The organism is Acinetobacter sp. CIP 51.11, from assembly GCF_000369665.1.
GTDB classification, from domain to species: domain Bacteria; phylum Pseudomonadota; class Gammaproteobacteria; order Pseudomonadales; family Moraxellaceae; genus Acinetobacter; species Acinetobacter lwoffii_S.
Genome location: NZ_KB850129.1, coordinates 1,075,680 through 1,088,268 on the forward strand (window position 1 = coordinate 1,075,680; position 12,589 = coordinate 1,088,268).

Genomic DNA, 12,589 nt, shown 5'->3' on the forward strand with positions numbered 1-12,589 from the left:
TGGTTTAAAGTGCAGGATAATGATGAATAGTGTAGAAGACTGATGAAAAGTATTGCCCATATCCAGACACAACAAGCTTCACGAATTGCCAAACGCCTGGCCAATCACTGGAAACATAAATTTAATATTGATGAAACCGAACAAAATTTCCTGATTCATTTTCCAAATGCTGAAGTGATATTGGCTCCTGAACAGGATCATCTAACCGTAACGATTCAAAGTAATGATGAATCCACTGACCTGAATAAACTTGAAAATGTAGTACTGGATCATCTGATCCGTATGGGACAGGAAAATCTGACTGCTAACTGGCAAAGATAGGGACTAAAAAGCCTTGATGATCAAGGCATAGCAATGATCAGAAACTAAATACGATGATTCGCCTGTTCATTAAAGGCATGAATACGCTCAATTCTTTTATCCAGTTCGGGGTGAGATTTCAGATATTTTTTAAACTTCCCGATCAGGCGAATCCATTTCAGTTCGGTTTCTGTCAGGTGTCGGTCTTTTCCATCGATATTGAGAGTGAAATTTTTCATTTTTATAGTTTGCGATTCCTCTGCCAGTATTCTGGCATTTTCCACCCGCTGCAAAAAGTTAGACAAGTGAATACTGGAAATCTGCTGTTGATGCAAATGCTGCATGGCATAGTCATCGGCATCCAGTTCAATCGCTTGTGAGTATCCAGCATCAGTCAACACGACTACAGAGGCTGTGACCACATCACTTAAATCTCCGGTCACCAAGGCAAACAGTCCCGCCGCCCCCAGATTGGAAATCACTTTTTGCATGCTGTGCTTCTGTACCAGATGGCCTTGTTCATGGGCCAGTACTGCAAGGACTTCTTCATCGGTACCGCTGATTTTCACCAGTTCATCAGTCACAATAATGGTGTTATTCGGGATGGCTGCGGCATTCATGCCCATGCTTGATCCGCCTTGACGGAAAATAATCTTTGCCGGTGGTCCAACGGCAATCTTTTGTTCATACAAAGTTTTTAATCGTGTCTGCTGTTCTGCCGGAAGTGTACTTGGCTGGGTCTGGGCAATTAATTGCTGCTCTGTCCGGTTGCCTACTTCAACCAGAATCTGCTCCGGAAGAAGTTTTGCCAGTTGTTTGGCGCTATAAGGAATCCCCCATTTTAAAATAACAATTACTACACTAATCACGATGATCATGGAAAAGAAAATCAGGATTGGTGAACGTTCAAACTTCCAGATCGCATGATAAATATCTTTATGTTTAATCCCGAGCCAATGCGGCGCTTTGCTTAAAAACTCAATCCGACGCTCTTCAGGCAACTCAATAATCGGTTTACGACCACCGACACCACCAATGTAGGCCATGTCCGGATAAGCAAAATAAAAATCTGCATCGCTAACTTGTGCTGGAACATCCTCATCAAGTTTCAAGGCAATTCCTTGTTGCTGATCCGGCACAATCCAGGCACGGCGGGCTTCAGCGAGAATTCCATCATAAAACTTAACTTCAACAGGTCGTTTCATCACATTTACTCCTATAGCGACGCATCGAAATCAAATACGTCCAGGATTTCATCGGCCAAAGCACTCGGATCAGGTTGCAAGATATGCTCAAGATTAGCTTCATCTTCTGCCACATATAGTTCTAAGTGTTTTAACTGATATTCATATAAACGGATGGCAGCCCAAGGCGTCATTAAGCCCAGACTAAGAACACGCACTATCCAGTTGCTCAGCACAATCCAGCTATAACGCCAGGTAGTTACCCGTGTTTTAAAGTAACTTTGACCAAGCTCTACATGATTCCAGGTATATATATAAACGTGCAGAGATCATCGGCCAGACCAAGGCCAGACAAAATAGATAGCTCAATACAATACCCAAGGTAAACAGGTTTGTACCGATCAAATCGACCCAGTAAACGATTGCTGCACTCCATGCGATACCAATCACCAGACACAGACATAAGGGAACATAGACTGCTGACATAAATTTAGACAACTGAATCCCTAGTCTGAACTGAAGTTGTCCGATCGATAAATGATTAAAGCAGTAACGTTTGTATAGCCAGATCACCACTGGGCTGAAAAGAAACAGAGTAAAAATATTAACCAATATCGCGAGCCATAAGACTCTATAGGCTTCCCGATTACTTCCACTAAAATGAAACCGGACATTACCATATTTACTATTCCGAGCCTTAAATTTCAGGGTCATCCGAATTAACCAAGGTAGACAGATCGCAGCAATCAGCAATAATGAACTGGTGGCCAAGATGGAGTAATTGGTCAAGATCACTGTTACCACATACAGCTCCAATGCCAGTAGATGACCTAGTAGAATTCGGCTTGGCATGGCAATGAAGTCAAAGCGATGTTTTAACAATTGGGTATTACCGTAGAAATAACGCATACGGCGTGCCTTTGCCCAAGGGCTATACAAAGTAAGCGTAATAATGGTTAACATCAGATTCACCATCCAGATACCAAAATATTCGGATGCACTGCCATGAAATCTGAATCCATAACGCTGATATTTGGGGCGGACTGAAGGCGTGGCTTCAGTCGAAAAACTTGAAGCAGCTGGAAATAATGGCTCACTGACACGAATACCGTCTGCTGTCTGCTGCATGACGACCCCAATTTTTTATACTTTTATACACCTGATATTAAAAGAAAAAAACCCAAAATGTAAAAACATTTTGGAGGTTTTTTAATCTTTTTAGTACTGCTAGATGTGTGCAGTCTTGCTTTAAGGATTTAACTGCACGGCATGGAATTGCAAATGGTCATCTACGAAACTTTGAATAAAGTAATAACCATGATCATAGCCCTGATGTTCACGCAAAGTTAGCGGCTGGTTGACGGCATCACAAGCTTGCTGAAACAAGGCTGGATTAAGCTGACTATAGAACTGATCCGAAAAACCCTGATCAATCAGGATATCGCTAAATAAGGCGCCCTTTTCCTGAACCAAAGCGGTTGCATCATGTTCGAGCCATGCCTCTTTCTCAGTGCCCAGATAATTCGAGAATGCTTTGTCGCCCCAAGGACACTGGCTCGGGGCACAAATCGGTGCAAAGGCTGAAACAGATTTGAATTTTTCTGGATATTTAAATGCCAGAGTCAATGCGCCATGACCGCCCATAGAGTGGCCAAAGATGCCGATCTTGCCGGGATGGATCACGAATTCCTCAGTGACCAGTGCATAAAGCTCATCGACAATAAAGCTTTCCATCTGATAGTGTTCAGCCCAAGGCGCCTGGGTAGCATTGATATAAAAACCTGCACCCTGACCAATATCCCAGTTGTCGCCTTCTGCCACGCCTTCACCACGTGGTGAGGTATCAGGTGTAATCAAAATCAAGCCAAGCTGTGCCGCCAAACCTTGTGCATGCGCCTTGATGGCAAAGGTTTCTTCGGTACAGGTCAAACCAGCCAGATAGAATAAGGCAGGACAGCTGTGACCTTCTAAAGCTTGAGGCGGCAGAAAAATGCCAAACTTGGTCGGGGTTTTAAGATAGCGCGAATCAAAACGATAAATCCGCTGTTCACCTTCAAAGCTTCTATTGTTCTGTATAAGTTCCATGGCTATTCCTTATTATTACAACCGATCTGTGGATGACATTGATCTAGGGAGATGATGTCGCCGTAGTGGTCTGTGGAAATAAACGTTGCTCCAGTTGCGGCAACATCAATTCCATATTCTTACCAATCACCCATTGCGGTTCTGATGGCTCAAAACCTTGAGCTGATTCCCATTTTGCTACGGTATCTGTGGCCTGTGCGAAAGCGCTTTGCAAGCTGCTATTTTCACGCATGGCTTCATCAAAGAACGCACGACCAAAATAGGTATAATCCGCTTCATTCGAACAGCCAAAAGACTGCCGATCAGCTGCCGAAGCCGTAATCACCAAGGTATTGTCATTCTGTAAAGCAGAAGCAAAACTGCCTGAAAAACAGGCCGAGATTACGATCACGCGCCAACGTATGCCTGATGCATCTAGTGTTTCACGCAACCATTTTGGATCAACCTGCGCCAGATCCAGTGGGGCATTTTCCATTTCAAATACATTCGGCAAACCGTGAGAGGTCATATATAAAAATAATACGTCACTTTCACGGTTCATCTGCTGCCCCATACGGCGCAATGCCAGCTCCATACTGGTTTTGGAAGCAATCGGCATGGTGGTACGTGTCGCTGGGTGATTGACCAAGGCAATCGATCGGCCAAAAGTACCAAAACGGGTATCAAACTGTTCTTTAATCCGCTCGACTTCAGAATGGAATACATCCTGATAGCTCGCTCCGGCCACCCCCATGAAATACCAGTGCGACTGTGCGAATTCACCGTATTCGATATTTTCCAGCGCTTTGTTCAGCAGAGTTGGCTGGGCATAGAAAGCATCTTCGGCAAAACTCGGTGGAATTTCTTCAACTTTCCAGATGGGCTGATCTTTAACTGAAATCTGCCAGACCACCAAGGTAAACAGGGTCGCCAGCATAATCAGCGCACGTTCCCACCACGGCCATTTTAATTCACGCGAGATGACCCAGACGACTGCCAGACTTTGCCAGACAAACAGTATGACAAAGAGCGTTGGAATATAGTCGTAGAGGATATAAGGCAGATAATCCAGATCACCCAGATACTGGATCAGACACTGGAACAGCATGATATGGGTATCTAATACCAGCCACAACAAGGCTGGCACCAGCATCAAGCGTGGATTATTGACCCGCTGTGACAGAAAAATACCGACAATCAGGGCAATGAAAGGCCAAAGCGCATAACTGATCAGACCTTGAGAATTAAAATCTCCCATACGGCCTGAACTGAGCCAGCTAAACAAACTGTTGGCGCAGCCACCCAAGATCCCCCAGAACACCAGTTGCATGATGGATGGACGGACCAGTTGTAAAGAACGCCTCGACCCCAGAAATAACCACATCCCGGCAATTTGGTTGCTCTTAAAATCGTGCCAAAAATTAATGGAGGGTTTAAAGTCGATCATAGGATTTCAAGGAGATGAGTGGCTCGCTAATGTGCTGAATAAGTTTATGCTTGATAAGCATTTAATCAATGCTAATTTTAAATATATAACAAATCTTTGCTTAATAAAGAAGCCATTATCCTATTCAGCTACAAGTTCATGCTGAAAATACGCATCAAAGCGACAAGCATCGCCTTGCCATTGATGATTTGGCTCTTTTCCGGCTAAAAATACCGCCAGACGCGGACGTTTGACCACAACACGTTTGCCAATTTTCTGCGCCAGTTCTAAAAGGTTATCGCCCAGATCCATTTCACCATCTTCAGGTAATAACATATGCAACAGCTGCATCTGTTTTTTGACCTGTGCCTGCTTTTTGACTGCCTGCTGATTTTGATCCCGCTGTGGGAACATCGGATCAAGATAAACCACATCAACAATCTGCTGCTGCTCGGCCTGCTGTTTTAAATAATCGGCTGAATCAGAAAAGACCAAATTAATCCGCGACACGACCTGACTCAGGAATGCATCCGACTGGGCACGTGTATGGCTATCTTCAAGCAAGGTGAACAGAATCGGATGCCGTTCAACCAGGGTGACTTGCGTACCTAAATGTGCCATCAACAGACTGTCATGCCCTAGACCCGCAGTCGCATCGACTAAGCTTGGTTTTTCACTTAAATTACAGGCGCGTGCAATCATTTCTGACTTTAAAGATGCGCGTTTTAAACGCCCGGTTTCCGCTTGCCAGTCCGGTTGCATCTTCATGCCATTGGCACATAACCAGAGTCCGTCAGCATCGACACAAAGCGCCAGTTCAGAATTTAAACGGAAAAAACGTGCATTGAGTTTTTCAACAGTTTCAATCTCGACCTGCACCCCACGAGAAGAAAGCACAGCCTCAAAGTGCTGTGCTTTCTCTTGATAGTCAGATTCGGTATATAAGCGAATCGCGCTTACCATAGTTTCCAACCCGTATAGGCAAATAATAAAATTAGCAGACCCGAAGCAATACGATACCAGGCAAAGATCATAAAGTCGCGTTTGGCCACATAAGCGACCAGCGCTCGGATTAATATCAATGCCGAGATAAAGGAAACCAGAAGCCCAACTCCGATCACGGTCCAGTCTTCAGTCGTATTTAAGACATCATAGCTTTGATAAAGATCCAGCAGGCCAGCACCGATAATGACCGGAATACCCAAGAAAAATGAGAATTCAGTCGCTGCCTTACGGGACACACCTAGGAACATTGCACCGATAATGGTTGCGCCTGAACGGGAAGTTCCCGGTATCAAGGATAAAACCTGAATCAGGCCAATCCAGATCGCATCTCTAATGCTGAGTTCTTCAACTTCATGCACACGGACTTGTGGTGGATTCTTTTCAATCCAGATAATGATCAAACCACCGACGATCAAACCAATGGCGATGGCAATATCATTAAACAGTAATTGTTTGACAGTTTGTCCCAAAGTCAGACCAATCAATATAATCGGAATAGAAGCCAGAATCAGGCCAATGCCTAAACGGCGACCTTGCGGTTCACCGCTGACAATCCCGGTCGCTGCACCCCAAAGACGTGCCCAATATTCATAAATAACGGCAGCAATTGCCCCCATCTGGATCGCGATGACAAATACATCACTCTTTTCCTTGGTCCAGAAATTCATTAATTCTGATGCCAAAATCAAATGGCCGGTACTGGAAATAGGCAAAAACTCGGTAATGCCTTCGATAATACCCATGATGGCCGCTTTGAGTAGCAGTAAAAGATCCATGCTTTATCCTAATTAATTATGCTTTACCTTGTTCTGGAATTTTTTTCCACGCGTTATCGCGTAAATATACGGGTAATGCCAATTCTGCACTGACCCAGTTTTCTGCTTGTGCCGCTGCACGTGCAATGCTGGCGATATCCTGTGCGGTCGCATGCACATCTTTATAAATTGAAGTTTCGCTTTGTACCAATTCAGCACCTGAGCCAACCGGGGTAAAGCGCACAGCTTGGCTACCTTCTGCATAACTTAACAGTTGCTCATCATCGACCGGTTGCATAATCCCTTGTGCATCCAGTTGATAGCTCGCGATATAGACTTCGCTCATGCGGGCATCCAATACCGCAGACACTTCAGTCAGACCATGCAAACGGTAGGCTGCTTGTGCCAAAGCCTGCAAAGTTGACACCGGAATCACCGGCACATCATTGGACCAAGCCAAGGCCTGAGTCACGGCAGCATTAATGCGGACACCGCTAAAAGAACCCGGACCACGACTAAAGGCAATCGCGGTCAAATCAGCAATGGCCAGCCCAAGATCTTGCAGACCTTGTTCAATCATTGGGAGAATCGTTTGCGTTTGTGCCTTGGCGCGCGCATCAAGCTGAAAAAATAGTTCTTGAGTATCATCGATTACAGAAACGGAACACTGCTCATTGGCAGTCTCCAATGCCAGCACTTTCATGCACAACCTTAATTCAGAGAATATAAAAAACGCGGATATGATACTCCACTCATATCCGCTACGCGAGATTTTCCCGAAACAGATACAAAAATGCCTAGAAAATCTAGGCTTATGATTCACTCATTAAAAGAGTGCCTTAGAGTTGCACTTCTTCCAAATCCTGAAATTTCTGAAAATGCTCGGCATAATGCATGGCGCTCATTGTTAATTTTTGAATACTGTCATCATCCAGCGTTTTCACCACTTTACCGGGTGAGCCCATCACCACGGAATTGTCTGGAATGATCTTGCCTTCCGGAATCAAGGCATTGGCACCAATAATACAATTCTTCCCAATCACGGCATTGTTTAGAATGACTGCTTGAATCCCGATCAGGCTGTTATCGCCAATGGTACAACCATGCAGCATGGCCTGATGGCCGATTGTCACATAATCACCAATGTGCATCTCAATGCCTGCATCCGTATGCAACACTGCATTTTCCTGCACATTACTAAAGTCACCCAATTTAATTTTACTGTTATCTGCACGTACTACAGCCCCAAACCAGACACTGACTTGTCGTCCAAGCTCAACCTGTCCAATCACTGTTGCCGTTGGTGCCACCCAGCCATCCCAGGGCTGATGTGTAGCGGTAGGTAAGTGTCCCTGAAATTTGTACAACATTGATAAAATCCTGTTCAAGGGTTAAAAAAATTTGGAGCGTTTAAAAGTTGGAGAATTAAGTAAAAATGGCCAGTCTTTCTTATAATCCAGCCCATATTGAAATAAAGAAATCAGCATACGTGCGGTTAAGCCCCAAACCACTTCATTTTCTACCCGCATACTCGGAAAATATAAAGATTGCTGGGCAAAACGGACTTCATAAGGCGTGGGTGTCACTTCAAGTAAATGCTGCAATGAGGCAAAGAAAATCCGGTCGATTTCCGTCGGTTGTGGAATCAGCTTCACTTGTGGAGGAATCAGTCCCACAATCGGTTTGACCAGCATGCCATTGCGGGCTTTTTGCATCGGCAAATCACCCATTAAATGTACATCAAAAGGATTGAGTGCCGTTTCCTCATAGGCTTCTCTTAAAGCCACCACAATATTACTGGTATCTTGCGGATCGCGCTTGCCACCCGGAAATGAGACTTCTCCGGCATGGTTATTCAAATAAGCTGAACGGCGCGTCAGCAATACTTTTGGGTCAGCTTCATCTGTAATTGCAATCAACACGGCAGCATGCGCAGATCGGATACGCTTGGAAAAACGTAATCGTTGCTGCAACCTGTGTGTCAATTCACATGCATCCATTCTCTCAGCCCTGAAGATGATCATAATTTCATCATAGCTGATTTTAGTCGGGGCGGGAGAGAAATGATGCCAAATTTTGCTTTTTCAGTTATCCTGAGCATACTTTTATCATTGATGATGAATATGAACTTCTGTGTGAATTGTGGACATAAAACCACTGCTAAAATTCCTTTGGGCGATCAGCAAATTCGCAGCGTATGTGATTCATGCGGCTCTATTCATTACATTAATCCGAAAGTGATTTGTGGCGCTTTAGTCTTATTCGAAAACAAAGTACTGCTGTGCCGTCGTGCCATTGAACCACGCTACGGCTTATGGACTTTACCTGCCGGCTATATGGAACTGTGTGAAACCATGGAGCAAGGGGCTGCCCGGGAAACCCGCGAAGAAGCCGAAGCTGAAGTAGACATTGAACAGTTGTACTGTATGTATAACATTCCACGTATTGGTCAGATTTATGTGCTATTTAAAGCCAATCTGATTGATGGAAAATTTGGTGCGGGTGAAGAGACCATCGAAACACGTTTATTTGATGAAGCAGATATTCCCTGGACTGAACTTGCCTTCCCGAGTGTAGAACATACCCTCAGACACTATTTTGAAGATCGTAAAAGCAACACTTTCCCAATGCATCTGGAAACCTTAGGCACGCGTCTAGACCATACCGGTTAAATCTAATATGCATAAAAAAATCCCATACTAAGATGGGATTTCTTATTTTTAAATAATATTATTTGGCTTTGACTTGATAGCAATCTGCAAGCTTAAACTCAACCGAACCACCGTTTAATTTTGCCAGGTTAATATCTGCCGGTGTTTCACCCTCATTGTTACTATTATAAACTTTTTGGAAACTGGCATAGGTATTGGCCCATTGCACCCCATCACCTGCCGAATTCAGGAAAGTTACACGCCCATTCTGGCCGACATTAGTATCTAACACATTAGACAAATTGAGCAGCGCACCACCGATCACAATCGAATCCCTAGAATCTGGTGAAGACTGGATGCGTGAGTCTACCCCTACCAATGCGCCATTGATATTACCAAACTTTTCATTGGCCAAAATCAGGCGCATGGAAACCGCTTTATCAGCGACAAATGCACGTCCCAAAGTCCCGAGGCGGTATTGTTGTATGCCTTGATGATCTAAGAGCGTATCTGCCAACACATCACCTTGACAGCCATTCACAGGATCAGTCGCGAAATTACTAGAGGATTGCATATTGGTGCGTACATCACCATTACTATCAATTACGATTCCTAAAGTAATTGGATTAACAGTGGTATCTGTAAATTTAAATTCCAGATTGGCATACATTGGGAAGATATATTTCTCCCCATCTACGACGTTCTGCGCTGTTTTAAAGACCTGACGATCCAGATAACTAATCGGGAAAATCTTATAAAGATCAACGCTTCCCGTATAGTTTTCACCATCGGCCTGCAAACGCCACAACCCCAAGTTGGCTTGATCGGAAGTATCCAGCGTTTTTTTATCAGTCACCATCTTATAGAAAGCTTCTTTACCCGCGATCACATAATCATTCAACAATCTGCCTTGATACAACTCAAGCGGAGTCGCATTATTTGCAATATTCAAGCGGTAAGGCGTGTTAATGGTTTTACTGGTTGGATGAATCCATGAACTTTGCGGATCAGCGGTCATTTGTACCGGTTTCACCTTACGGATGAGTTGAGCATTAATCCCCCCTAAGGAAGATAAATTTTCTTTAGCCAGAGTTAACTCATTATCACGCCATTGTAAGCCGCTGCCAAAGGTATAGCCCTGGCGATCGGTAATCAGCATAAAATGGCCAAATAAATATTTAGTATTCTTATTCTTAATATCACAAGGGCTTTGATTACAGCCCACCAGTCCATCTGAACCCGTCAGGTTACTACCAATTACGCCTGAAGTTGAGAATAATGAAAATTCTGGCTGATACACGGCTGCGTTAGCAATCGTCACCAGTTTTTTAACGGTGGCAAAAGCCACCTCATCCGAAATTGTGCTGATATCAACAAAATCTTTAATTTTGGTCGCCAAATCGGCATCCATCAAATTGATATTCTCACTGGTTTTCGCCAGGTCTTTACGCATCTCTTCAGTAATATACAAAGGTTGTACATCAGATGGATTAATAATACGCCCTTCTTCTAGCGCCAAAGCTTGCAGAATTTTAACCAGACGCATGGCCACCTGAACGGTAGGATCATTAGGCACCAAATCAGCTACCGGACGTCGAGTAATCCCAGTTGCAATATCGATGACACTTAAACGCGGCAGCTGGGTCTGGGCACTAAAACTAGCATAATCGCTGAGTTTAATTTGACCTAAATTAATCTTGCGCGAAGCAAAACTTTGAATATAAAACTCAATATTATCCGTCTTTTGACAGGTTCCAGAAGCAACCCCGTTTTTACTATCAAATAACGTAATAAAGGTATTTTCTGTATCGCTACTACAGTTAAAGTTCAAACCATCGAGCGGATATTCCAGCCCCCATTCCACACAGTTAGTTGTACCTGGGGTACAAGTACCATTGGTCGTGGCTTCATCATTTTTTTCTGGAATGACATTGGCACTTTCCCCACCACACCCACTCAGTGCCGTTAAAAGTGTGGTTAAAGCAAATGGAAATAATATTTTATTTTTCATCTTTTTGTACTCGAATAGTCCTTATCGAATGGCGACTAATTTTAGTTGTCCATGATTTATCAGCATCTTGTCTTCAACATCTATTGCTGAGGCCAAAGGCGTCAATAATATATATTCACTTTGAGCAGGAATCTGGAGAATCCCTTCGATACGCTCATGTTGAATAATATTCGCCTGTCCTTCCTGATTTTTAAAACCACCCGCCCCTTCAAGCACACAGCCACGACTGTCTAAAAATACAACAAAAGGCCAATAATACGTTGGATTTTTCTGGCTAGAGGCATAAGAGTTAATCTGAATATTCTGGATATCGGATTGAAGCTTTACCACTTCAAAATCAAATTCGTCTGCTTTAAGAGGCGCACGTGGCCAGAGGTTAACTGCTTTTTTATGGCTGATTTCTTTAGCTTTTTTAATTTTCTTATCATTAAAACATTGCTTGCCCAAGCTATCAATGGTCTCCGACTGTGAAATACGATAATAACTTTGAGCCAGTACCACAGGACCGGAATCTACTTCTGGCGTTTGAAACAAGGATTTTAATACGGATTGTCCCACCCCTTTTTCACGTTCAATTGTCTGGATCTGGGTAGTTCCGATATTTTTATCCACGACTCCTTCGGGCATGCTATAGAAACGTTTTTTGCCTTCCAAATTAAATTCTTTATTTTCCAGATACTCACTATCCACATATTCAATGCCTTCAACCTGGCTAAATCCCGGCTTTTGTATGGTAGCAACAGAAGATCCAACTCCAGCATCAGGAGTTTGAATAGTTTGAGATCCAAGTATTAATTGTGGTTTAGACTGAATCTTTTCTTGCGCAATATGCGGTTGTACTGGTTGTACTGGTTGTACTGGTTGTACTGGTTGTACTGGTTGTACTGGTTGTACTGGTTGTACAACCATATTATGGTCATGCTTAGGTTTGACTTGTCCATTTTTTACGACGGACACTTTTTCTAAGTTTTGTTTTACAGGTGTGGACTGAACTGCTGCAGTTCCTACTGTTTTCGACAATCGAGATTTGTCCTCAATTTTTTTCTCTGCATTATTACGGGGTACGACTAATGGTCGTCCATCCGGACCAATAATCGTAATAAATTCTTTAGCGCTTGTATAAAAAGACACGGATACCAGACTTAATGCCAGTACCGCTGTCAATCCAACGTTCCCTGTCTTGATCATTTTTC

Annotated in this window: 12 protein-coding genes and 1 pseudogene; 2 read left to right on the forward strand and 11 right to left on the reverse strand. The window is 43.6% G+C overall.

Features of this window, described 5'->3' with window-relative positions; genetic code table 11:
- Window positions 1-42: 42 nt before the first annotated feature.
- A complete protein-coding gene (locus tag F894_RS08815) occupies window positions 43-321 on the forward strand; it encodes a DUF2218 domain-containing protein (protein WP_005247171.1) in 279 nt (92 codons plus the stop codon).
- Window positions 322-365: 44 nt separating this feature from the next.
- On the opposite strand, the gene F894_RS08820 is transcribed toward F894_RS08815, so the two are convergent.
- The 9 genes and pseudogenes from F894_RS08820 to F894_RS08860 all read right to left on the reverse strand — a co-directional run bounded on the left by F894_RS08820 (window position 366) and on the right by F894_RS08860 (window position 8,734).
- The gene (locus F894_RS08820) at window positions 366-1,505 is read right to left on the reverse strand and encodes a M48 family metallopeptidase (protein ID WP_005247172.1); all 1,140 of its coding nucleotides are present in this window, start codon (window positions 1,503-1,505) and stop codon (window positions 366-368) included.
- 11 nt (window positions 1,506-1,516) lie between these two features.
- Window positions 1,517-2,612: pseudogene (locus F894_RS08825) on the reverse strand (YjgN family protein).
- Window positions 2,613-2,732: 120 nt separating this feature from the next.
- Entirely contained in the window at window positions 2,733-3,569 is an 837-nt protein-coding gene (gene fghA / locus F894_RS08830; RefSeq protein ID WP_005247174.1) for an S-formylglutathione hydrolase, read from the reverse strand.
- Window positions 3,570-3,612: 43 nt separating this feature from the next.
- Complete coding sequence (locus F894_RS08835; protein WP_005247175.1) at window positions 3,613-4,995, reverse strand: C13 family peptidase; 1,383 nt, start codon at window positions 4,993-4,995, stop codon at window positions 3,613-3,615.
- Window positions 4,996-5,115: 120 nt separating this feature from the next.
- Window positions 5,116-5,937: a class I SAM-dependent methyltransferase gene (locus F894_RS08840; RefSeq protein ID WP_005247179.1), complete on the reverse strand. Its 822-nt coding sequence runs from the start codon at window positions 5,935-5,937 to the stop codon at window positions 5,116-5,118.
- A complete protein-coding gene (locus F894_RS08845) occupies window positions 5,931-6,755 on the reverse strand; it encodes an undecaprenyl-diphosphate phosphatase (RefSeq protein ID WP_004279167.1) in 825 nt (274 codons plus the stop codon). The genes F894_RS08840 and F894_RS08845 overlap by 7 nt, the downstream gene beginning before the upstream one ends.
- Before the next feature lie 16 nt (window positions 6,756-6,771).
- Window positions 6,772-7,437 carry a tRNA (adenosine(37)-N6)-threonylcarbamoyltransferase complex dimerization subunit type 1 TsaB gene (gene tsaB, locus F894_RS08850; protein ID WP_004646042.1) on the reverse strand — a complete coding sequence of 222 codons (666 nt, stop codon included), beginning with the start codon at window positions 7,435-7,437 and terminating at the stop codon, window positions 6,772-6,774.
- A gap of 136 nt (window positions 7,438-7,573) precedes the next feature.
- Window positions 7,574-8,101: a gamma carbonic anhydrase family protein gene (locus tag F894_RS08855; protein ID WP_171065037.1), complete on the reverse strand. Its 528-nt coding sequence runs from the start codon at window positions 8,099-8,101 to the stop codon at window positions 7,574-7,576.
- Between the two features lie 24 nt (window positions 8,102-8,125).
- Window positions 8,126-8,734: an NUDIX hydrolase gene (locus F894_RS08860; RefSeq protein ID WP_005104899.1), complete on the reverse strand. Its 609-nt coding sequence runs from the start codon at window positions 8,732-8,734 to the stop codon at window positions 8,126-8,128.
- Between the two features lie 123 nt (window positions 8,735-8,857).
- Here F894_RS08860 and F894_RS08865 point away from each other — a divergent pair, with 123 nt between their 5' ends.
- The gene (locus F894_RS08865; protein ID WP_171065038.1) at window positions 8,858-9,406 is read left to right on the forward strand and encodes an NUDIX hydrolase; all 549 of its coding nucleotides are present in this window, start codon (window positions 8,858-8,860) and stop codon (window positions 9,404-9,406) included.
- Window positions 9,407-9,464: 58 nt separating this feature from the next.
- On the opposite strand, the gene F894_RS08870 is transcribed toward F894_RS08865, so the two are convergent.
- On the reverse strand, window positions 9,465-11,396 hold the full coding sequence (locus F894_RS08870; RefSeq protein WP_005247183.1) for a putative pilus system protein FilF: 1,932 nt from the start codon (window positions 11,394-11,396) through the stop codon (window positions 9,465-9,467).
- Between the two features lie 21 nt (window positions 11,397-11,417).
- Window positions 11,418-12,584 carry a putative pilus assembly protein FilE gene (gene filE, locus F894_RS08875; RefSeq protein WP_005247184.1) on the reverse strand — a complete coding sequence of 389 codons (1,167 nt, stop codon included), beginning with the start codon at window positions 12,582-12,584 and terminating at the stop codon, window positions 11,418-11,420.
- Between the last annotated feature and the right edge of the window lie 5 nt (window positions 12,585-12,589).

Bases quoted from the DNA above. Each gene is read 5' to 3' on its own strand.
- F894_RS08860 (WP_005104899.1), bottom strand. From the start codon at position 8,734: ATGGATGCATGTGAATTGACACACAGGTTGCAGCAACGATTACGTTTT.
- F894_RS08835 (WP_005247175.1), bottom strand. From the start codon at position 4,995: ATGATCGACTTTAAACCCTCCATTAATTTTTGGCACGATTTTAAGAGC.
- F894_RS08870 (WP_005247183.1), bottom strand. From the start codon at position 11,396: ATGAAAAATAAAATATTATTTCCATTTGCTTTAACCACACTTTTAACG.
- F894_RS08820 (WP_005247172.1), bottom strand. From the start codon at position 1,505: ATGAAACGACCTGTTGAAGTTAAGTTTTATGATGGAATTCTCGCTGAA.
- filE (WP_005247184.1), bottom strand. From the start codon at position 12,584: ATGATCAAGACAGGGAACGTTGGATTGACAGCGGTACTGGCATTAAGT.
- fghA (WP_005247174.1), bottom strand. From the start codon at position 3,569: ATGGAACTTATACAGAACAATAGAAGCTTTGAAGGTGAACAGCGGATT.
- F894_RS08865 (WP_171065038.1), top strand. From the start codon at position 8,858: ATGAACTTCTGTGTGAATTGTGGACATAAAACCACTGCTAAAATTCCT.
- tsaB (WP_004646042.1), bottom strand. From the start codon at position 7,437: ATGAAAGTGCTGGCATTGGAGACTGCCAATGAGCAGTGTTCCGTTTCT.
- F894_RS08845 (WP_004279167.1), bottom strand. From the start codon at position 6,755: ATGGATCTTTTACTGCTACTCAAAGCGGCCATCATGGGTATTATCGAA.
- F894_RS08815 (WP_005247171.1), top strand. From the start codon at position 43: ATGAAAAGTATTGCCCATATCCAGACACAACAAGCTTCACGAATTGCC.
- F894_RS08840 (WP_005247179.1), bottom strand. From the start codon at position 5,937: ATGGTAAGCGCGATTCGCTTATATACCGAATCTGACTATCAAGAGAAA.